The following is a 22498-nucleotide window of genomic DNA, read 5'->3' on the forward strand; positions in this document are numbered from 1 at the left end:
TTCATTTATTTCAAAAAAATAAATAAATAAATATTGACACAAAATATAATTATAAGTATAATTTGCCTAAACTTTAGAAAAAGTTAATAATAACATTTTAATAAAGTAAGGAGAACCAAAATGAAAAAGACATTAACTATAGCGCTTTTAGGAACTATCGCAGCAACTTCTGCTTACGCTAATAATTTAAATGCAAAAATCGTAAGTGAATCTGTTACTAAGTATTCTAATAATGCTGAGACTGCTGCTAATACTAATGTAGATTCAACAATTCATGCTGTTAAAAGTATAGCTGATATTGGTGATATACAAGCAAATGGAGCAAAATTAGCAAAAGGTTTAGTATTAACTAGTAGTGGTCAGGTTAAAATTCCTAATACTGTTAAGCCTAAAGATATGTATATGACAGATGAAACTGCGGCCGCTAAAGGTATTGCTAAATATAACGCTGAAAAAGATGATATTAACGCTAATATCGAAAGATTGACAGAAAAAAGAAATAATGTTTCTGGAATAGGTAAGGCAATTAAACAATTAAACTATGATCGTAAAATCGCTCAGAAAAAAGAAGAATTGAAAGCTATCGATATTAAAATAGATATCTTAAAGGGCATTGAGGATGGTAGTAAAGCATATGCTGAAGAAAAAATTGCTCAATTTAATAATGTTAAAAATATAACTATAAATGGTCCTAAAGCATACTTTAATGATATTGCTAAACCAATATCATCACATTTAAATGCAGCATGGGACTCTGCTACTAGCCTTAATTATATGGGTTATAGAAGTAATATTGATATGTTCTGGAGTGCAAAAATAGCTCTTTTGAATGGTCAATACTACGTCAATAGTAAAGATGCAGCTACAGCTATTGAATTTAATGATATCAAAAATTACTTAACTATCCAAGCTATCAAGTCTATTCGAAGTAGCGATACAACAAAAGCTATTGCACTATATGCTGATGCTACAACACTTGCTTATGTAGTAACTACTCTAAATGACTTAGAAAGTGGTATTCAGAAGAAGATAGCTACTTCACCAAGAATAACAGCACAATCGATCTGTGAAGCTAACCTACTTAATATCAAAGCTAATACCAAAGTTAGTGCAGCTAGAAACGTTATTAGTGGACTATCAGACCCAAAAAATGTGAAAGCTATACTTACACAATTATTAGATAGGTTTAGTATAGGTGATATTACAGTTTATGATCTATATAAGTTAGGTAACATATGGGCAATCAATGCTGCTGTAAACGCAATCAGTGCTGCAATAGGTTCTGAAGGGTTGATATATGTGAAAGATCGTACTTTAATGTTAAGACCTGCAAGTGCTGTAGCTGATATTGTTGCTAATGCTATTACTGAGGATAGTGTTTACAAACAAGTAAGTGATGCTGATAGCATTCTATTTGGTAATAATGCTTGTAACTTTATAGCAGCTAAAAATAGTAGCAATCCTATAGCTCAAGCTATGGTTGCAGCTTCTAAACAAATAGCTGAGAAACTATCTAAAGGTGAAGTTGTCTCCCCTGCTTTCGAAGAGAAAGTATATGTAGCTTTAGAAGCAACTATTTTTGAAAACTTAAACAAGGTTTTACCTAAATAAATAATAAACTTAAATTATAATTTCTAAAATATATAAGCTGCCTTGTGTAGTTTTTTTATATCTAAACAATTTGTCTATTATTATATTTGTAAGCAATACCATATATCAAGGTCAGTTTTTTGATAAAAATTGTTAGAAAACTGAAGTACAAAATTAGGAGATAGTTAAACTATTTTAACCACAAAACCCCACCTAATATTTATTATCAACATAATGTTGATAATAAATTAGACTTTGAATCATATTATTCTTAATTTGCCAAATAGTAACTTAGTTAATCTATAACTTGTTTAGAAACACTTGCTAAGCCATTATTAATCTGAATTGATACTGGTGTAAGTTGCAAAACTTTGTAAAAAGTATCCTCTCTTTTGGATATGATTTTTTAGGATCGAATAGTTCGCATGTGGATATCAAGTCTTTATAATATATACCAGCATACTGATACTTCGCCAGTATTTGAACTCTACCAACACTCTCATTCTCTAGAGTCTGGTCCAGTATTTTCACAACAATATTAAGATAATTCTTATGCTAAAAATCATAGTTCCTAATTTGTATGTTGGTGTGATATCTATATTATTTAGTTTTATAGTATAAATCTGACTGACTTTCTACCTATTTTTTTAAAACAAAACAAGTAGTTAAAGAATCTTTTTGAGTTAAATCTTGAGTTATTATTACTATTATTATTTTAATTTCAGAACAAAAAGCAAACTGCTCACCTCAATGTTAATTATTTAGTTTTGAGTAGTAGAATGAAAGAGATTTTTTTGATCAAAATATTTATAAGCCTCACTGTTATTTCTCCACTTATCAAACTAAAATGGCTTGCAAGCTTGTGTGTCCTTAAGATTAGGTTTGTAACTACTCCCACTCCATAAGAGCCTCCACCACCATTTGAAATCAAAAAAACTTGATTTTGGCATTCATTTGCGGTGCTACTTGCATCTACAATAACCACTTCACTTTGCATAACATTAGTAAATGAATGTTAGATGATTGACATTTCAACAAAAAATTTATTGAATTTCACAGATAATAAATTTTAAATTGGAGTTAACCTATAACCAACCAAGCCACCTTTGATACCAGCTTTGCTCTTCTGTGCCATCTGGACGAAGGTTTTTAAGGAATTTATTTTTAGGATAGTTTTTCTTAAGTACACGAATATTTGCTTTAGCCTGATCATACAAACCAAGTTTATTATATGATCTAATAGTTAAAACTAATGCATCCTCTGTTGATGTACTTTGTGGATAACTTCTTATCACCTGAGAAGCTCTGTCTATTGCAGCATTATAAGCACCTCTTTTGAAATAAAAATGAGCTATATCATCATAATGCCTTGCGATAGTATTATTTATAAATACCATCCTACGTTTAGCATCCGGGACAAAACTACCATTAGGATCTAATTGAATAGCTTTTTCAAAATTAGTATATGCATCTTGATATCCGGTAGGATCATGATAGTTCATATCATATGGCGCATAAGTCTGTAACATTCCTCTACCATCTTCAAAGCCTACAACACCTATCATATAGTAAACATACCCTTTATATATACTATATGGGTACATCTTAATAAACTGTTGTCCTAATGCAAGCGCCATAGTTGATTCATCATCCATGTAATAAACATATATCAAATCAACCATACCCTTCTCTGCTAATGGCGTAAACGGATACTGTGCTAACAAAGACTTATACGATCTAATCGCATCAAAATACTTTTCATTCTGCATTTGCTCATGAGCCTTAGCATAAATAAATCTAGCAGTATAACTTGTGTAAACTTGTGGCAACTCACTATCCTTCTTAGGTCCACATGAACTTAGTAGCAGCAAAATAAATGTAGTTACTACTAAATATAAAAACCTTTCCATTTTATTAACTATCCTTAGAATTTTCTTATATAATTCTATGTGAAATTAATATTTTATACATAAAACTACTTAATATTAAGCACATAACATGGCACATAATACACTATCTAATAGATTTCATCAAAATATTATAATGCATTCCAAAGATGCTGGAAAAAGAATTGATATCGCAATAAATGAACAATTTGAACAGTTTTCTCGCGCTCAAATACAAAAATGGCTAAAAGAAGGCTCGATCACAGTTAATGGTCAAACTACCAAATCAAAATATATTGTTTTAGGTGATGAGAAAGTTGAAATTAATGTCAAACTACTACCGACTAATGAATGGATTGCCCAAGATATTAAACTTAATATAATTTATGAGGATGATAATATTATTGTCATTGATAAGCCAGTTAACATGGTAGTACATCCTGGTGCCGGAAATCCTACCGGAACAGTATCTAATGCTTTACTACATCGCTATAAAGATCAGAATAAACTGCCACGAGCTGGTATAGTTCATCGTCTAGATAAAAATACTTCAGGATTAATGGTTGCGGCCAAAAGTAGTATTGCTTATAACAATCTTGTCCAACAGCTTGCTGAGAGAAAAGTCTCGCGTAAATATCTTGCAATAGTTGAAGGTGAAATATATCAACAAGGTACCATCAATCAACCGATTGGCAGAGATCCTATTAATCGCACAAAAATGGCTATCAACCATAGAGGTAAACAAGCCATTACACATTATACTCCTATCGAAGTCTATGATGGATTTACACTTATTGAATGTCAACTTGAAACAGGAAGAACTCATCAGATTAGAATTCATATGAAAAGTATCAAACATCCACTAGTTGGTGACCAAACATATAACAAGTCTTCAACAAAACTAGAAAAATTAGCTATAATAGCACCAACTAGACAAGCTTTGCACGCATATAAGCTCTCTTTTATCCATCCAACAACTGCAAAGATGGTTAAATTTAAAAGCAAACTTCCTGAAGATATATTAAATTTAAAAGTGCAGCTAAAGCAAACAGTTGAAATGTTCCAGGATTTTGAAGAAGATTATTATGACTACTATGAGTATTGTTAATAAGAGATTTTTGTTAAAATATTTTTTATAGTATTATCCATATCAGCAGCTATTTTATTTCAAATGAAGATACAAAACATGCTAAAGCAAATTATTTTTTAGAATCTAGAGCCACTAAGATAGTAAAAACCTGATTTTTCTGAAATTAAAAATTTCAAAGCAAGAAAAGACGCTCTTACAAATATATGTTAACAGCAATTAAGGTTGGAATAAAGAGATATGCTTACAACAGCAATAAATTAAAAAGCTTTAAAATGCCTTGACAAAATAAAAAACTTAGATCTTATCTTGAATACTATAAAATTAAAACAAATCGCAGCATAACTAAAGAATTAGATTACCTCAGTATAAAAGTAGGTACGATCTCAACAAGCTTCGTACTCACTCAGGCGGCGCTAGAAAGTGGTTGGTGAACTTCAAGATTTGCTAAAGATTATAAATAACTATTTTGGGCTACACTGTTTTTATGAAGGATGTGGTGTCAAAGTACAAGCTTATGATATTTACCTTGAAATATTTAATAACGCCACTAAAAGTGTTCTAGGCGATTATCATAGACTTAATACATGTTCAAAGTTTGTAGGTTTTAGGATAGCTATGGATAAAATAATTAACCATCAATTACCACAAAAAAACTCTACTTGATACTCTAGAGAATTATTCTGAACTTGATGGTCGTAAGGCAATGATGATTCAATTAAATACTGCTAATATTAAACTACAAGTTGGTATTAAAGCTATTTTTCTTGTATATTAATTATTAGGTTAGTTGTTATGTAAAAAAAATAAATGAAAATAAATATCGATCAAAACACTATTTATTTTGCAGGTTTGTTAACTCTCAAACGAATTAACCCCAAGCTATTTGAGAAAAAAATTTTTCGAGCTAAAGCTACTATAAAGCAAATTGATATCACAAAGATTGAAACTATTGATACAGCTGGAGCTTACTTTATTCTTAAAATTCTTAAAGATCTAGGACTTACTAAAAAAGATTTAGTTTTTAATGGCAAGGATAAAAATCTTATTGATCTTGTTGCAAATAACTATCCAACTAAAATTGATAAAGAATACTCACACAAATCTAATATAGTTTTTACTAGCATTTACACCCTTGGTAAAAGTACGAATAATCTTCTTCTAGAAGTTAAAACAAGTATTATTTTCCTAGGAGCTATTTTTTTAGGTTATCTAACTCTTATTCGTAATCCGTATAAATCTTTCTTTTCTATAGTGCTAAATATTGCTTATGACTCAACCATTAAAGCCTTAAGTATAGTAATGTTGTTGTCATTAATTATCGGGCTTGTTTTAACATACTTGCCACTTAACTTAATGATGCAGTACGGTACACAGATATTTGTTGTAGATATGTTAGGTATATCTTCATTTAGAGAATTTGCTCCTTTATTTACAGCAATTATTATTGCTGGTAGGAGTGGCTCCGCATTTACCTCAGAAATTGGTATTATGAAAGTCAATGAAGAAATAGATGCTTTACAAACTATTGGTGAAGATCCAATACAACGCCTAGTATTACCAAGGATAACTGCTTTGATAATAAGCTTACCCGTACTAACTGTAATTGCGATGATTGCAAACATTATCGGCGGTATTATTATTGCAGATATAATCGCATGGATCACACCTTTACAGTTTATCCAAAGACTGTTTTCAAATGTTAATGTTAACCATTTTTATATTGGTTTACTTAAAACACCTTTTTTTGCTCTAGTTATAGCTGGAATAGGTTGTCATCAGGGTTTAGCAGTTAGAAGAGATTCACAAAGTGTTGGTAAAGCAACAACTACTAGTGTAGTCTACTCGATATTTTTAATAATTGTTGTTGATGCTATTTTTGCAGTATCATTAAATGGTGTTGCTTAGGGAGAAATCAAACCAATGAGTCAGAGTTTAATTCAAGTAAGAAACCTAAGTACAAAGCTTGGTAAAGAATGGATTCATAAAGATCTAAACCTTGATATACCTTTTGAGAAAATAAGCTGTATCATCGGTACTAGTGGTTGTGGTAAAACTACATTAATGCGTGAAATTCTTATGCTCCAACCAATTTACTCCGGTAAAATTTTCTTGCTTGACCAAGAGATATCAAAACTTGCTTATAACCCAATCAATCGTAAAGAAATATCAAGTAAAATGAGTATGATGTTTCAACATTGTGCACTTTTTTCTTCTTTAACTAATCTACAAAACGTCATCTTTCCTCTTAGGCAACATACAAAACTACCTATAGAAATACTTACTGACATAGCAATTATAAAATTAAAAATGGTGGGGCTTAAAGAAGAAGCATTTAATAAATACCCTTCTGAGATAAGTGGCGGAATGTTAAAGAGAGTAGCTCTAGCAAGAACAATAGTTTTAGATCCTAAAGTTGTCTTTTTAGATGAGCCTAATGCTGGCTTAGACCCATATTCTGCCAGAGCTATAGATGATCTTATTTTGTATCTAAAAGAAGAGCTTAAAATGTCAGTAGTAATGATTACTCATGATCTCAATACTATTTGGCATATTGTTGACGATATAATATATATGGATGAAAAGAGAATAATGCTTCATGATACTGTTGAGTTTGTATCCCAACAAACGCAGTATGAAAGTATAAGAAAATTTTTTGACTCACATAATGATGGTAAGTATTAGGAGCTTCATAATGAACGAAAATAGTATAAAAAATCTAATCGCCGGCCTATTTGTGATTTTTATGGTATTTGTAATGATATTTATAGGCTTCTTTTTATCTGGAGGCTTTAAAGATCAAGATACTACAACATTTGTGACAAATTTCAAAAGTATTTCAGGACTTAATGTTGGCTCAGATGTTTCTTACAAAGGTTTTAGTATTGGTAAAGTATCTGATATATCGATAAATAAAAATAATCCTAAGCTTGTTAGTGTTTACATGAATATAAATAGTCAAATACCAATATATAAACAAACTGTAGCAACATTACAAAGTATTGGAATTACAGGTCAGTCAAAAGTTGAGCTTTCTTTAGATATTGATGAAGAAAATACTAGTCTAGATCTACTACCTAACAAAAAAGGACAAATTCCCGAGATTAAATCAAAACCATCACAGCTTGAAAGTATCTTGAATAGAGTTGGTGCAATAGCTAGCTCACTTGAGAAGATTTCTGGCAAACTTAACAAAATGATGTCTCCTGAAAATTTAGAAAGATTTAATGAGTTTAGTGATAATGTAAACATACTTTTATATGACCTAAGTAACTCATCAAGTTACTTTAATAAAACTCTGATGAATCTAAATGAGACTATGACTGAAAGTCAAGAAACCATTACTAGACTTAATGATGTCATCAGAATACTTGAGTATGATCCTTCAACTATTGTCAGAGGCATAGACCATGAGGAATAAAACCATGAAAAAATACTTATTATTAATTATATTATTTTTACCTTTGCAATCATTTGCTTTTTCGTTTTTTGGTGCCCCCGTAAAAGTACCAGAACAAAAAGAATATGTTATCTATAGTAAAAAAATAGAATCAAAACCATTACCAGATACTAAAAATGCTAATATTAGTACGACTTTACTAGTATATAATATCCAAACTCAAACCTCGACATCAACGCAAATGTTTTACCTAAAAGGTAATCGTCTTTATACATTTAAAAATAGCTATTGGGCGATGCCGGTATCAAAAATGCTTACTGTAGCAACTTTTGAATATATCCTAGATCATAATATAGTTAATAATCTTGCTTTCCAAGATATTAATATTCGTCAAGATTTTACTCTGTCAGGAACAACTACTTATGGACCAATATTAGATTTAGATGATAAACAGTTTTACTTTTATATAACCTTCTATCTAAAAAATGAAAAGACAGGTTTTACAAAAATAACAACAATCAAATATCATCAAAAAATACCAGATGATAAAGTAGATGCAACCTTATATGCTCAGATGACTAATACTGCATTGATAAATATATTCTCGCAATTAAAGCCTTGGCTAATCAAAAATCTGAAAATCCAAAAACATAAAAATAAAGAAATCCAAGCTAAATATAAAAATACTAACAATTTCCTCAAACCTTTATTAGCTAAGCAATAAAGCTAGATGCTAAACCTATCAATCCACCAAACACCCCACCCCATACTACTAACCATCCTAGATGCTCGTATATAATTTTTTGAATTATTTCTTTAACCATTTGTGGAGTTAGCTCAACTAAACGACTATCTATAAGTCTCTCAATCTTTTCTGCCTCTTGTTGAGAAATACTATTTGTGTCGATATCTATTGATGATAGTAGCTCAATTATTTTTGAATCTATTTTTTTAGTAAATGGTTCTCTTAATTCTTCTAAAGCCCCTATGCCGCCAAGAAATATTTCAATCATTGAGCCATATTTACTACTCATAAACATATCAATAAAACTATCAAAGATCTTATTATAATCAATTTTAGCTGCAATATTATCAGATAGATACCTTTTAATATCATCACTCTTAAGAAAATTGTTTAAGTTCTGCTGCGAAAAAAATTGCTCCATAATCATTTTTTTTATAGCTCGCTTAAAGCTTTCAAATTTGTTAGGAATAATGCCTGAGCCGTAGAGAAATGGAATTTTCTCAAAGAGCATATATATTGCTATCCAGTTAGTCAATGCTCCTGACAAAGCATAAAAACCAATATTTTTGATATGTTTTTCAGCAAAATACCAGCCAAGTATTGATAGTATTACAGCAACCAAATTAGTTACAAAACTTTTATTTAAAACACACATAAATTTTTCCTACCTTTAAATAATTAAGAATTTATAATAACAGATAAGTATTTTATCAAATTTTAACTTTATGAGAACTATTCGAGGTTTTTTAGCTAATATTTCGACAAAGACTACAATCTTAAGTATTTCAGGAGAATACTACAATTATTTCAAAAATGTATTACGCTTAAAAAAATCCGATATTATTGAATTATTCAATGATTATGATGGCTTACAATATAAGACTAAAATTATCACGATTGACAATAAAAATATAACCCTTGAAGTAATAGATAAAAAGCATATCAACAATGAAAATAACTATATTACAAACATTTATCAAGCTATTATTAAAAACGAAAATTTTGAGCTTGTAATTCAAAAGGCTACCGAACTAGGAGTAAATAATATATATCCTATTATTACTGAGTTTACAAATCATAAGTTTGATAAAAATGGTTTTGATAAAAAGTTAGAACGCTGGCATAAAATTGCCATAGTAGCTAGTGAGCAATGTGGACGTGTTTTTATCCCTAAAATTCATACTCCTATCGATATTAATGATATACAAATACCTCAAAATGATTCAAATATAGTGTTATGTCCATATACTCAGACAAAAAAAGATTTTGAGCAACAAGTTAAATCTAGTACAGATTTTAATATCTTTATTGGTCCAGAAGGTGGCTTTAGTAATAAAGAGATGATTAAATTTCATAGCAACAATTTTTATACAATTAATTTAGGTAAAAGAATTCTCAAAGCTGAAACTGCACCAATAAACATATTATCAATTATAAACTTTCTTAAATAGCTAAGTATTTCGGTAAATAATTATTGCAAAAGATTGTTCTCAGTGCTCTAGTGACTCTTTTAGTCTTCTTAATATTACGAGAAAATGCCAATGCAAAAAAATTATCGCGCCTTTATGTGGATTGTCTGAGATATAGAATTCTGAGAAAGATTTGGCTTTTATGGCTTTCAGGCAATTATTGCTCTGTATTTTACCCAAAGCTATTTTATTGGAGCTATAGTACTTGATTTATCTTACTTGGGTTCATCTTTACAGATAAACAAATCATTTATTATATTTTTGCAGGAATTATTATAGGCAAGGCTATATTCAAAGCAAGTCCATTCTTCTTTGATTTGAAAGATGTTTATAAAGGTGATGGGCATTTAAATAGTACTAGGGCCTTATACTACCTTGCTATTAATGGAGACTAATCTCATATGGCATTGATACCTATGGTATCACTATATATACTCATGCTTTTATACTCTGTGGTATTGGCTTATTTATCGGTATAGCAGGATTTATATTATTTTATATAAATAGAAGGTCTGGATACAGAAGTTGGTAAACATACTGTAAACAAAACACCTGCAAAATATATCCTTGCTTGAAGCATTACAGCATTTTTAATAATAGCGAATATTCTTCCTAATAAAACTCAGTGTATATAATTAACAGCTGTGTCGTAACTATTGCTACACTATATTTCTTATAGTAGCTTTTTTAAACCTTAAGTCATATAAAGGAAATATGATGTTAGTATGTACTTATTGTTGAGTCAATAAATTTCTACTCTTTATACTTTTAAATACCAACTACACTAACTTTCTTTGCCCAGCACAATGTCGAGCTTTCTGTATTTGGTTGGCATATTCCTGCTACACAATATCGGTTTTAAAATCCTTTAGGGATTTTAATATATTTTCACATATTCTGGCAGCATTATACAAAAAAGTTAATTAGTACACGCTACCAAATTCTATATCAAAATAGCATTAATGTTTGTCTAATATGCAACTTTATATTCTACGAAATACTTCGCAACAAACGCTATAGTTTCAGGTAACTGGCTAATTATACCTTACGCAAGCTCTACTTTAGGTGAGCTAATAATATCATGACTTGGGCAATGGTTTCTGAACTGCTTAGAACACATATATGGCGTAGTTGATTATGTCACTATTGGCATTTTAATTACAACAATTTATTATGGTGATTTTGACTCCTATATATAATAAGTAATATAAATAGAATTATAAGTTATTGATGATCATAAAGCAGATATTGATAACTTACATACCATCCTGAGAACTAAAAAATATAATTTTATGGTTTCCTACCATATATACTTGTAAATCTATTTCAATAGTTTGTTTTTTTGCTAGAATTACTTCTAGTAATTAACAACCTTATTTAACATGAGTACATTTTCTAACAAAACATGGTTAGCTAATTATCCTGATTATACTCCTGAGAATATTGCAGAAAACCATGATACAGTTTTAGATCTATATGAAAAAGCGATTATACAATTTCCCTATAGAGAAGCTGTATCATGTCACGATGTAAATCTAACTTTTCTTGAACTTGATAAGATAGCTACTAAAATTGCTAGCTTTCTGCAAAATAAACTTAGAATTAACAAAGGTGATAGAGTAGCGATCGTACTACCTAACTGCTTACAATTTACTGTTAGTTTATTTGCCTGTGTTAAAATTGGTGCTGTATTTGTCAACACTAACCCTCTTTATACTGTAGATGAGATTGAGGCAATATTCAATAACTGTAATGTCAAAACTGCAATTGTTATGGATATGTTTGCTCATCATATGCAAAAAGCCCGTTTAAATATCGACTCTTTAGAGAATGTAATTGTTACAAATATTGCTGATTTATATCCATTCCCTAAAAAACAGATTATTGGTTTTGTCTCCAAATATCTAATTGAAAATAAACCCAAATATACAAAAAGTAATTTTATCCAGTTTAGTAAAGCCATCAAAGCCGATGCAAATTTATATAAAAAACCAGTTTTGACAAAACATGATATCTTATGCTTACAGTATTCAAGTGGGACGACAGGTAAGCCTAAAGGAGTAATACTAACGCATAATAATATTGCATCAAATATCCAACAAGTTTGGGCATGGATCAAGCATGACATAAATATGTCTGATCAAGTAATCATAACAGCCCTACCTCTTTACCACATATTCTCACTTAGTGCTAATTTACTTTGCTTCTTTTTTGCTGGTGCAAAAAATGTCTTAATTCCAAACGCTAAGGATATTAAGAATCTCATTAAGACTATGTCAAAAAATGAGTTCACTATTTTTAACGGTCTTAATACTCTTTATATGACAATGCTTGAACATCCTGATTTCGAAAAAATAAACAAAACAAAATATCAGTATTCTTTAAGTGGTGGTATGCCAATTTCGCGTAAAATATATTTACAATGGCTAGACAGAACAGGAGTAGAGCTAAAAGAAGGATATGGTATGACTGAAATGTCACCTGCAATTGCTTTAAATAAGTTTAATGAGTCTGAGGATGATTATTTTGGTACTTGTGGCTACCCTATTCCAAGTACACAACTTAGTATTCGCGATATTCACACTCATCAAGAGATAAATGAATGTTTTAAAGAAGGTGAAATCTGGCTTAAAGGTCCCCAAAAGTGTCAAGGTTTCTGGAATGATAAAGAAAATAATGGACTCTACTTTACTGCAGATGGTTGGCTAAAGACTGGTGATATCGGCTATGTAGACAAAAAAGGCCGCTTAACTATATCCGATAGAATCAAAAATATGATTATTGTCTCAGGTTTTAATGTTTATCCAAGGGAAATTGAGATATGTATCCTTAAATTAGATTATGTAAGAGAGGTTGCTGTCACTGGAGTTAACTCAAAAACATCTGGTGAAAGAGCTATAGCTTTTATTTTATTGGAAAAAGGCTCTAATGCAACTGAGGAGGATATTATCAAATACTGCAAAGATAAATTAGCGAGTTATAAAGTTCCTAAATCGTGTATATTTGTAGAAAATTTACCAAAAAATAATACTGGTAAAATAGATTTTAAGAAACTAAAAAATCAATTCTTATAAATATTTTTCAGATGCGCCCTTTCACTAGAAAAATACTGTTTTGGTGTCTTACCAAATGCTTTACTAAACAAATATCTTTTGCTAACATATCTAAACCACTTGCAAGTTGTGACTGTTATAACCAATGTGAAAAACTAATCCCTGTTTCGGATAAAAAAGCTCTTCGCAATGTCCGTGGCGACATAGCTGTAAATTATGCTCACTCCTCTAAACTTTTATTTATCGAATAGTTATCAGTAATTGCATTAGCGACTTTAGTAACTCTATCAGTCTTTGGCATCGGTAAATGTAATACTTCTTCTGGAGCAAGCATAATCTCATTACATATAATATCGGCAATATGCTCTTGATCTAAACTTAGATTGTCGTGATTGCCCCATTCTATTGCTCTTAGTGCAAGTGCTCTTAACACCTCGCTCATTGGTATGACTCTTGAGCTCTTGGGAAAATCTTGACACATAGTTGTGAGTATGAAAATCACCAATCCTTCTACAATACCACTTATATGAATTTTATACGATATATTTGGTGGTATCCACCCAGCTCTATTTGATAGCAGCACCCACGAGCCATTAGGAGTACTTACATGAAAAGACCTGATCTATACAAAATATTTTACCATGACAATGGCGATGCCGATCTGACTTTTGGTTATTTATTCTATTTTCACTATCAGGTGTATTTCCGCCTTTTATTGCAATTATTGCTTCCATCAAGTCGATCACTAAAATATTTAATCTCTTACTCAGTTATATTTTGTCCACTTTTCACTATTTATTGTCCATATAATGCTATAATACATAGCTAAAATTGTGCAATAATTTTATGCAAAAATAAACCTATAAAGTAGTTTTCCTATTTACTGCACAAAGCAATGTAGTATGTTAATAATATTTGAACCACAAGAAGTTTTAAAACTTATGCAAACTAGTAATACAACAACCTTTGGCTTTTGGAGCCAAAAAAGAACGATTGTGGCATTAGCAATAAGCTTACTGGCACTTGCTGAGATTGTTGATTTGACAATTGTAGCTATTGCAATACCACAGATTATGGGTGCTATCGGTGCTAATGTTGAAACTATTGCTGATATAACTACAGTATATATTGTCACTGCAGCAATCTTTATACTACTTTCGGGATTAATTATTGAAAAATATGGTATAAAAAAAGTTGCCTTAGTTTCATCCGTAATTTTTGGTGTATCGTCGATAATGTGCGGCCTTTCAACATCTTTAACTGAAATGATTATTTTTAGGGCTTTTCAAGGTATGGGAGGAGCTTTCTTACCATCTGTAGCACAGACATACATATCTACTAGTTTCAAAAACGAAGAGTATAATAAAGTGATGACTATATATAGTATGGTCATCGTTATGGGGCCAATTATTGGACCAGTACTTGGTGGAGCAATTTCTGAGAATATGTCTTGGGCATGGATTTTCTATGTCAACGTGCCTCTTTGTATCGTAGCTTTTATAATTATTTCTTTTATGATGGAAGCAACACGCATAAAAAAAATCAAAATTGATTATATCAGCTTTGGTTTTATGGCTATCGGTGTTGGCTGTTTAGAGCTTTTTATAGATAACGGTAATACCAATGGCTGGTTTTCATCAATTAAAATGATTATAATGTTAGCAATATCTCTAGTTTCACTTAGTTTTTTTATTTGGAGAGGTTTAATTTACTCTTCGGTAGTTAAGTTTAAAATATTTAAAAATTTTAACTTTGCATTAGCTTGCTTTTTATGTTTTATGTTCGTACTACTATTCTCTGCTGCTATGGCATATTTACCCACGATGTTGCAGCAAGTATATGACTATCCTGTTGATCTAGCAGGATATATAACTGCTCCTAGAGGTGTTGCTGCTATTATTGGTGCAATTCTAACACAATCTATTTTAGTAAAAAAACTAGGGGTAAGGAAAACTATTAGTCTTGGAATAATTACTTTTGGAGTGTCTTGTTTAATGCAGGCAGGCTTCTCTCCTACTGCTAATGAATTTGATATTATACTTACAACTGCTATTCAGGGATTAGGAATGATGATGTTTTTTGTTCCATTTATGAGCGTACTAGTAATTGGTATAGCTGATGAAGATATGGGCGATATGTCTGGATCATTTAACTTTTTTAGAAATTTTGGCAGTTCTGTTGGTACCACTTTTGTAGCAACATTTATCTCAAGAAACCAACAGACTACTTATCTGGAATTATCACAAAATATATCATCACTAAATAATAACTTTCAAACTTGGAGTAATAGTTTGCAAATGTCTGATTTGGCTGCAGTAGCTATTGCAAAACAACAAGTGTTACACCAAAGTAGCTTATTAAGCTATATTAACTCTTTTTATGTAGTGGGTATACTCAGCCTAATATTGGCTATAGTACCATTTTTATTAAAGGAACCACCTAAAGATGCTCCTGTTGCAGCGACGCATTAAATGATTATAGGGTATAAAATGTCAGAAGAAAAAATACAACAAACTCAACAACCAGAAGAAATAAAAAAAGGCTCAAGATTTTCACCTAAGAAAATCATCATTGGCTGTAGTATTATCACGATATCAGTATTAGGAATTTATGGCTATTACAAATATAACAAAATCTTTCCTAGTACCGATAATGCTTATGTTAATGCTGATGTGATTAGTATTTCACCTAAAGTTGGTGGCTATATAGAAAAAGTCTATATTCAAAACAACCAATTTGTACACAAAGGTGATAAGCTTGTGCAAATTGATCCTAAATATTATCAGCTACAGGTAGCTCAAGCAAACTCAAAAATCATTCAAGCTAAGGGACAATTAGAGATAGCTAAAGAGCAGGTAAATGTAGCTAAATCTAACCTTACTAAAGCTCAGTCATCTTTAGACATTGCAACAATCATGGCAAACAGATACATCAAACTTTATAAAGATGATGCTGGCTCTCTACAAGATGCGCAAAAATACATAAACCAAAAAGTCCAAGCTCAGAAAGCAAAAGATGAAGCTTACTCATCACTTAAGCAAGCTTTGTTACAGGTTGAAATCGCTAAAGCACAAATTGGTGCAGCTAAACTGAGTTATGATAACGCTAACCTAAATTTAGGTTATACAACATTGACAGCTCCTGATGATGGTTATGTATCTAACCTAAAACCTTACAAAGGACAATTAGTATCTTCAGGACAAGCATTATTTGGCTTTATTGATAATAAAAAATGGTGGATAGATGCTAATTTTAAAGAAACAGATCTTGATAGAATCAAGCCTGGACAACAAGTTAAAATTGAGCTAGATATGTATAGTCATACTTACACTGGTAAAGTTGATAGTATCAGCTATGCTACTGGGTCAGTTTTCTCATTACTACCACCTGAAAATGCTACCGGAAACTGGGTAAAAGTCACTCAACGTTTCCCAGTAAAAATAATCCTAAACAATGATCATAAATACCCACTAAGAGTTGGAGCAAGTGCAACAGTAAAAGTAGATACTTATAGGTCAACATAATGATAAGAAATAAAATATTCCCTTTAGCGTTAATATCCGCAACCTTCTTAACATCTAGTTGTAGCTTCTTTAGTCCTGAGTATGAAAGACCTAAAGTCAAAACTCCAGCATTGTGGAATGACCAAGATAAAAATATCGAAGTTACGAAAAACTGGGATCTTACAAAAGTTGCGTGGTGGAGAGAGTTTAATGATCCAATATTAAATAATCTAATAACTACAGCATTAAAGGATAATAACAAATTACAAGTTTCTATTGGTAATATCTTACAAGCTAATGCTGAAATAAATAAAGCTAATTATGGCTGGTTACCCACAGCAAGTGTTGGTGGTGGTGGTTTTGTGGCACAAGCATTCGATGTAAATTCTAGCTCAAATATTCCTCAACTTAATAATATTGGAACTCAATCTACCGCAGGATCTTTAGTTGGTATTATACCTAGCTATACAATCAACATTGCTAGGCAATTTAAACTAGGTGAAATTTCACGTCTTAGTAAAAAAATGCAAACTAATCTTAAAGATATCACAAGACTTTCAATCATAAGCCAAGTTATTGCTGCATATTTTTCACTGATTACAGCAAAGGAACAGTTGAAATTACAAACACTAATGGTCAATCAAATGCAGTTACTAGTGTACTATGCTCAAAATCAGCATAAGTTAGGGGCAAATTCGCCAGTGCTAGAGGAAGTTATTCGTCAGCAACTTGAAGTACAAAAAGGCAAAGTAGCTATGATCAAAAATGACATAGTTCATTTCCAAAATACCATTAAAGTCTTGATTGGAAGAAACCCTGGTAAAATTGTCACAAGCAGAACTTTAAATGAAATTAATGCTAATATAAAAGTACCGGTAAATATACCTTCTCAAGTTTTAGAGAATCGACCAGATATTGCTATTGCTGAGTATAAGCTAGAAACAGCAAATGCTAATATTGGCTTAGCTAGATCACAATTTTTTCCAAGCATTGACCTTACTGGAACTTTCGGAAATGCCACACTTGCACTTGGAGAACTTGCTACGATGAATGCTTGGGTTTGGGCTGCTGAAGCTGTTGCTGCTGTACCAATATTTAATTTAAGTATTCTAGCTGATAGTGACAAGGCTAAGGCGCAGTTTTATCAAGCATATTATGACTATATTAATACCCTACAACAAGCCTTCCAAGATGTTGATGATAGCCTTTCTGAAAGAGCTGCTAATTCAAAAAATCTCAAAAAACAAACTATATCCTTAGAGTCAACTCAAAGACAAGAGAAAATATTCTTTAAAAAGTACAGTTCTGGAGCTATAAGTAAAGCACAATATACAGGTATTACCTTGAATGTTCTATACCAACAAATGCAAGTTAATCAAGCTAAATTGAAATCTCTTATTAGTATAGTTAACTTATACCAATCTTTAGGCAGTGGTTATAATGTTGATAACTACTCTGACCCTCATTATGATAACCCAGCTTTTGATAAATAGTTTCAAACAATTAATCTTCTTTAGTAAAAAGCTCTAAAAATTACTCTAAAATAAGCTATATCATTATGATAAAATAAGCTAACTAAGATTGGTTTAAATTCATAATAATTCTATTAAATAAGGTCCAAAATGAAAATAGTTAAAGATTTCAACATCAAAGAATATTCACAAAAGTTAATTGATTGGCTAAGTGATACTTGTATGAATTACCCTGCTGAAGGATTTGTCATTGGTCTTAGCGGTGGTATAGATTCGGCAGTTGCAGCTTCTTTAGCTGTCAAAACTGGATTATCAACTACAGCTTTAATATTACCATCAAAAAACAATCAACACCAAGATATACAAGATGCTCTAGAACTTGCAGATAAAATTAATATTGAACATCATACTATTACAATTCAAACAGTATACGAAACTTTTCTTGCGTCAATAAAAAAAATTACAAATACCGAACGTGATAGACAACTTGTCATTAAAGGAAATGCTCAAGCTCGTTTGAGGATGATGTATTTATATGCCTATGCTCAACAATATAATAGAGTGGTTATTGGTACTGATAATGCTTGTGAATGGTATATGGGATATTTTACAAAGTTTGGTGATGGTGCTGCTGATATTCTTCCACTAGTTAATCTCAAAAAATCTCACGTTTTTGAATTAGGTAAATACTTAGGTGTTCCTAAAAATATACTTGATAAAGCTCCATCTGCTGGGCTATGGCAAGGACAAACTGATGAAGATGAAATGGGCGTAACTTATCAAGAAATTGATGATTTCTTAGATGGTAAGCAAGTTTCAGCGAAAGCTCTAGAAAGAATAAATTTCTGGCATAATCGTAGTCATCATAAGAGAAAACTAGCTTTAATTCCTAATTTCTAAATATATTTAACTAATTTTCTTCTGCAAAACGAAACATAGATATTATTAGTATATTATTATTTTTTTGCAGTAAAATAATCAAAAACCACCTATTAGAATTTAAAAATGAAAAAATTACTCTCAGTATTACCTATATTTTCAACCACTTACTTCTTGTGCTTATATTGAAGGTTATAATAAGACACAAGAAAAGCTATATATCAATACGTCATACCAAAGATGTAAACTTTAATGAAAAAGGAGAATTACCAAAAGATATAAAAAATCATACGATGTTGAAGTTTCTAGATCAACACTAGAAAATTGTGATGTAATCGACTATGGTGACATTAAAATCAAACGCTAAAGTATGAATAAGATATTTATTGGTGATTCACGTGACTGGGATATTATTAGAATAGACTGTAGTCAATGTATAGGCAATGGAAAAAATGGTGAAAAACATGATTTAGAAATTAAAGTATTTTCTAATGAGAAAACTTATCATACAAAAATATAAGTAGAACATGGATAAGAATTAAACAAGTAATTTTGGTTTTGATTAAGGTTTTACGATAGAAAAGCTAAAGTAACCTCTAGTTAAAGAATTATAAGTAGGAAGGAATATTCGTATTCTAGAAAGAAAATGTCTTAGTAATTTCAGCAATTCTTTGTCCAATAATGCTGTCATTCTATATCTAAAAGGTGGAGTAATATCAGAAGTATCATTCTCAGATTGAGCCATAACACTAAGACAGGAGCTGATTCTATTAGCAACATCTTCTTTACCAGCAGAACCTTCAGGTGATTGATTGCTCTGCTTGACCAACCCAAATCATCCCATACTGTACAGCAAAAAATACTAACTACAGCAAAAAAATTAACTTATCACCATTAGACTATGAGAGTTTGTAAAGCCAACAGTAATTTTATTTGTCCACTTTTACTCGTACCATTTTCTATAGCTTTTCTCCATGAACTCTTTTAACCCTGTGGCAACAGAACCTATATCAGTTCGAATCCCAAATAAGCATCATAATCATCAAGGACATTAATAATATCTTTTAATGTTTAAATATCAAATAATGCTGATTCAACATCAGCTATGCTATCTATTACCTCTTTAAATATCTTTAGCTAAACTTTGTATGTCCATAACTGCTATAAATAAACTATTGCTGATCTTTTCATAATTATCTACTATTTTACTTTTTTGCAACATCTACTAGTATAACTTCATAATCCTCTATAAACTCTATAATTATCTCATTTTCATTAACCACCTCCTCCATTGCATCTTAAATTTTAGCGATATTTGACCTTATTTTTATTTAACCAGACACTACTATGGTATAAAGTTGTCTGATAATTTTGATAGCTTAAATTTTTGCTAAACTTACCAGCATATACATCAAAAGCTTGATTTTTTATCATCAATGTTTCACTACCAGAATATTGGTTAAATTAGCTTATAATTTATCTCATTACTTTAATATCTAGGTTGAGTATTTTTGTATTGGCTCAACCTATATTTGATAAAACAAAAGTTCTTATCCCATTCCCTACACATTACGTTGAATATTACCAGGTGTAATTTTGCCATAGTTTCCATATGAGTCTCTATATTATAAAACCACCTTAGTAACATAAGTTATTATTTCCATATTTCTATGTGGATAGGTAACAAATTCCATAGTGAGGAATTACAATGTCATAATTTATCACTCTCAAATGCCCAAAACCTATTCTCTCTGGATCATAATCACCCTCAAAACTAAAATGATGCTTAGTATCTAAACAATAAAATAAACTTATACATAAATCATCGTATTTTATAGTTTTTATCATAAACTTTTCTTAGAAGTCAGTTTCATAAGCTAATGATATCGAATATTATTTTTGAGATAATTAACAAAAATATATAAATATAGTATGCCTAAAAAATTATAAAAGATTTAGAAGACAATCTATTTATCCAATATATAATAGCTCATCAAATCGCATAACCTTAGAAGTAGCTACCAAAACTGAAACGGTGTGCCGAAATGATGCTTCAAGGTTGTTTAGATGGCTTAGATATAGCAAAATTACCAATATTTGAAGTTAATAAAAACTTAATTCACCTATTGCCTGATGCAAAAAATCCCCAAGAAAATCTTCTATGTAATTAAGCTCAAAGGATAAATACAGATTAAAGAAAGTTAGGTTATCAAGCGATTACATAGAGAAAAATTTACCAAAAATTGAATTATAAAAGATTATCTTACTGTGTAAATATTACTCAAAAAATTTCTTAGCGTAGTCCTTAACGTTATCAAACCATGTTTTACTCTTTGGAGCATGTTTACTTTGATAATCTTCGCCTAAGCTATCAGCAAATTTTTCCAATAATTCCTTTTGCTCAGCATTTAAGTTTACCGGTGTCTCTACTACAACCTTACATAATAAGTCACCTCTTCTATGCCCTCTCAAAGATTTCATACCTTTTTCACGTATACGAAAAACTTTGCCTGTTTGAGTTTCAGGAACAACCTTTAAGCTAACTTCGCCATCAAGTGTTGGAACTTTGATATCACCACCTAGACAAGCTTTGGTAAAGCTAATCGGCATTTCACAATAAAGATTAATGTCTCTTCTTCCAAAAATCTTATGGTCTTTAATGATGACTTGAACATACAGATCACCGTTCATAGCGCCATTCAAACCAGAATCGCCCTCGCCTTGAAGCCTGATTCTATCACCATTGTCAACACCCTCTGGTATTTTAACTTTAAGAGTCTTTTGCTTCTTGACTTTACCGTTACCATAACAAGCATCACAAAGATCAGTAATACTATAGCCAGTACCATTACATACCGGACACGTTTGTTCAAAAGTGAAGAAACCTTGTTGTCTACGGATATTCCCCTGACCATGACAAGCATGGCAAGTAGTTTTGGTTCTAGATTTAGAACCTGTACCATCACAACTATCACACGACTCCATCCTAGGTATAGATATATCTTTCTCAACACCAAAGAAAGCTTCTTCTAAAGTTATTTCTAAAGTGTACTCTAAATCGCTACCTCGAGATGCTCTAGACCTAGCAGAACCACGCGAAGCTCCTCCACCAAAGAAAGTATCAAAAATATCTTCAAAACCACCAAATCCAGCAGCTCTAGCACCTGCTTGTTGATTTATCCCAGCATGGCCGAATTGATCATATCGAGCTCTTTTACCATCATCACTTAATATTTCATAGGCTTCAGATATTTCTTTAAATTTTATCTCTGCCTCTTTATCACCAGGATTACGATCTGGATGATATCTCATCGCAAGCTTTCTATAAGCTCTTTTGATTTCAACACCTGAGGCAGTTTTTGATACATTTAGAATTTCATAATAGCACTTCTGTTGCATTTTACTTAACCTAAA

General features: G+C 31.0%; 18 protein-coding genes and 5 pseudogenes. 16 read left to right on the forward strand and 7 right to left on the reverse strand.

Annotated elements, in window-relative coordinates; genetic code table 11:
* Positions 1–120: 120 nt before the first annotated feature.
* Positions 121–1611: a hypothetical protein gene (locus FSC845_RS00375; RefSeq protein WP_064461295.1), complete on the forward strand. Its 1491-nt coding sequence runs from the start codon at positions 121–123 to the stop codon at positions 1609–1611.
* Positions 1612–2675: 1064 nt separating this feature from the next.
* Here FSC845_RS00375 and FSC845_RS00385 read toward each other — a convergent pair.
* Entirely contained in the window at positions 2676–3500 is an 825-nt protein-coding gene (locus FSC845_RS00385) for an outer membrane protein assembly factor BamD (protein ID WP_064461297.1), read from the reverse strand.
* Between the two features lie 88 nt (positions 3501–3588).
* Between FSC845_RS00385 and FSC845_RS00390 the strand changes: the two genes are divergently transcribed.
* The 6 genes and pseudogenes from FSC845_RS00390 (at position 3589) to FSC845_RS00415 (ending at position 8687) form a co-directional block, all read left to right on the forward strand.
* A complete protein-coding gene (locus tag FSC845_RS00390) occupies positions 3589–4584 on the forward strand; it encodes an RluA family pseudouridine synthase (RefSeq protein WP_064461298.1) in 996 nt (331 codons plus the stop codon).
* Positions 4562–5260: pseudogene (locus FSC845_RS00395) on the forward strand (glucosaminidase domain-containing protein); the annotation flags it as partial. The gene FSC845_RS00390 and the pseudogene FSC845_RS00395, both read left to right, overlap by 23 nt.
* Before the next feature lie 113 nt (positions 5261–5373).
* Positions 5374–6471 (forward strand): MlaE family ABC transporter permease, encoded by a 1098-nt coding sequence (locus FSC845_RS00400; RefSeq protein WP_064461299.1) that lies wholly within the window; start codon positions 5374–5376, stop codon positions 6469–6471.
* 15 nt (positions 6472–6486) lie between these two features.
* Complete coding sequence (locus tag FSC845_RS00405) at positions 6487–7248, forward strand: ABC transporter ATP-binding protein (protein ID WP_064461300.1); 762 nt, start codon at positions 6487–6489, stop codon at positions 7246–7248.
* Between the two features lie 10 nt (positions 7249–7258).
* Positions 7259–7984: an MlaD family protein gene (locus FSC845_RS00410; RefSeq protein WP_064461301.1), complete on the forward strand. Its 726-nt coding sequence runs from the start codon at positions 7259–7261 to the stop codon at positions 7982–7984.
* 4 nt (positions 7985–7988) lie between these two features.
* On the forward strand, positions 7989–8687 hold the full coding sequence (locus FSC845_RS00415; protein ID WP_064461302.1) for a hypothetical protein: 699 nt from the start codon (positions 7989–7991) through the stop codon (positions 8685–8687).
* Here FSC845_RS00415 and FSC845_RS00420 read toward each other — a convergent pair.
* Positions 8677–9363, reverse strand: a complete 687-nt coding sequence (locus tag FSC845_RS00420) for a DUF445 family protein (RefSeq protein ID WP_064461303.1) — start codon at positions 9361–9363, stop codon at positions 8677–8679. The genes FSC845_RS00415 and FSC845_RS00420 overlap by 11 nt on opposite strands.
* 70 nt (positions 9364–9433) lie before the next feature.
* Between FSC845_RS00420 and FSC845_RS00425 the strand changes: the two genes are divergently transcribed.
* The 3 genes and pseudogenes from FSC845_RS00425 (at position 9434) to FSC845_RS00430 (ending at position 13251) form a co-directional block, all read left to right on the forward strand.
* On the forward strand, positions 9434–10159 hold the full coding sequence (locus FSC845_RS00425; protein ID WP_064461304.1) for a 16S rRNA (uracil(1498)-N(3))-methyltransferase: 726 nt from the start codon (positions 9434–9436) through the stop codon (positions 10157–10159).
* Between the two features lie 132 nt (positions 10160–10291).
* A pseudogene (locus FSC845_RS09460) lies at positions 10292–11496 on the forward strand (MFS transporter).
* Positions 11497–11559: 63 nt separating this feature from the next.
* Positions 11560–13251 carry a long-chain-fatty-acid--CoA ligase gene (locus FSC845_RS00430; protein WP_064461305.1) on the forward strand — a complete coding sequence of 564 codons (1692 nt, stop codon included), beginning with the start codon at positions 11560–11562 and terminating at the stop codon, positions 13249–13251.
* Here the strand turns inward: FSC845_RS00430 and FSC845_RS00435 are convergent.
* A pseudogene (locus FSC845_RS00435) lies at positions 13239–13989 on the reverse strand (AraC family transcriptional regulator). The gene FSC845_RS00430 and the pseudogene FSC845_RS00435 sit on opposite strands and share 13 nt — an antisense overlap.
* A 182-nt stretch (positions 13990–14171) precedes the next feature.
* On the opposite strand from FSC845_RS00435, the gene FSC845_RS00440 reads away from it, so the two are divergent.
* The 5 genes and pseudogenes from FSC845_RS00440 to FSC845_RS00460 all read left to right on the forward strand — a co-directional run bounded on the left by FSC845_RS00440 (position 14172) and on the right by FSC845_RS00460 (position 19604).
* A complete protein-coding gene (locus FSC845_RS00440) occupies positions 14172–15701 on the forward strand; it encodes an MDR family MFS transporter (RefSeq protein ID WP_064461766.1) in 1530 nt (509 codons plus the stop codon).
* An 18-nt stretch (positions 15702–15719) separates the two neighbouring features.
* Entirely contained in the window at positions 15720–16754 is a 1035-nt protein-coding gene (locus tag FSC845_RS00445; RefSeq protein ID WP_064461768.1) for an HlyD family secretion protein, read from the forward strand.
* Positions 16754–18226 carry a TolC family protein gene (locus FSC845_RS00450; protein ID WP_064461306.1) on the forward strand — a complete coding sequence of 491 codons (1473 nt, stop codon included), beginning with the start codon at positions 16754–16756 and terminating at the stop codon, positions 18224–18226. Before FSC845_RS00445 ends, FSC845_RS00450 begins: the two co-directional genes overlap by 1 nt.
* A gap of 129 nt (positions 18227–18355) precedes the next feature.
* Positions 18356–19105: an NAD(+) synthase gene (gene nadE / locus FSC845_RS00455; protein WP_064461307.1), complete on the forward strand. Its 750-nt coding sequence runs from the start codon at positions 18356–18358 to the stop codon at positions 19103–19105.
* A 105-nt stretch (positions 19106–19210) separates the two neighbouring features.
* Positions 19211–19604 (forward strand): annotated as a pseudogene (locus FSC845_RS00460) (hypothetical protein).
* Positions 19605–19646: 42 nt separating this feature from the next.
* Here FSC845_RS00460 and FSC845_RS00465 read toward each other — a convergent pair.
* From FSC845_RS00465 to FSC845_RS08395, 3 genes are all read right to left on the reverse strand, one after another.
* On the reverse strand, positions 19647–19913 hold the full coding sequence (locus FSC845_RS00465) for a hypothetical protein (RefSeq protein WP_144416505.1): 267 nt from the start codon (positions 19911–19913) through the stop codon (positions 19647–19649).
* A gap of 476 nt (positions 19914–20389) precedes the next feature.
* Positions 20390–20518: a hypothetical protein gene (locus tag FSC845_RS09350; protein ID WP_257719635.1), complete on the reverse strand. Its 129-nt coding sequence runs from the start codon at positions 20516–20518 to the stop codon at positions 20390–20392.
* A 234-nt stretch (positions 20519–20752) separates the two neighbouring features.
* Positions 20753–20932, reverse strand: a complete 180-nt coding sequence (locus FSC845_RS08395) for a cupin domain-containing protein (protein WP_144416506.1) — start codon at positions 20930–20932, stop codon at positions 20753–20755.
* Positions 20933–21024: 92 nt separating this feature from the next.
* Here FSC845_RS08395 and FSC845_RS09465 point away from each other — a divergent pair.
* Positions 21025–21338, forward strand: a pseudogene (locus FSC845_RS09465) (LysR family transcriptional regulator); the annotation flags it as partial.
* A gap of 23 nt (positions 21339–21361) precedes the next feature.
* On the opposite strand, the gene dnaJ reads toward FSC845_RS09465, so the two are convergent.
* Positions 21362–22483 carry a molecular chaperone DnaJ gene (gene dnaJ, locus FSC845_RS00475; RefSeq protein ID WP_064461308.1) on the reverse strand — a complete coding sequence of 374 codons (1122 nt, stop codon included), beginning with the start codon at positions 22481–22483 and terminating at the stop codon, positions 21362–21364.
* Positions 22484–22498: the final 15 nt, after the last annotated feature.

Origin of the sequence: Francisella persica ATCC VR-331 (genome assembly GCF_001653955.1) — a bacterium.
GTDB classification, from domain to species: domain Bacteria; phylum Pseudomonadota; class Gammaproteobacteria; order Francisellales; family Francisellaceae; genus Francisella; species Francisella persica.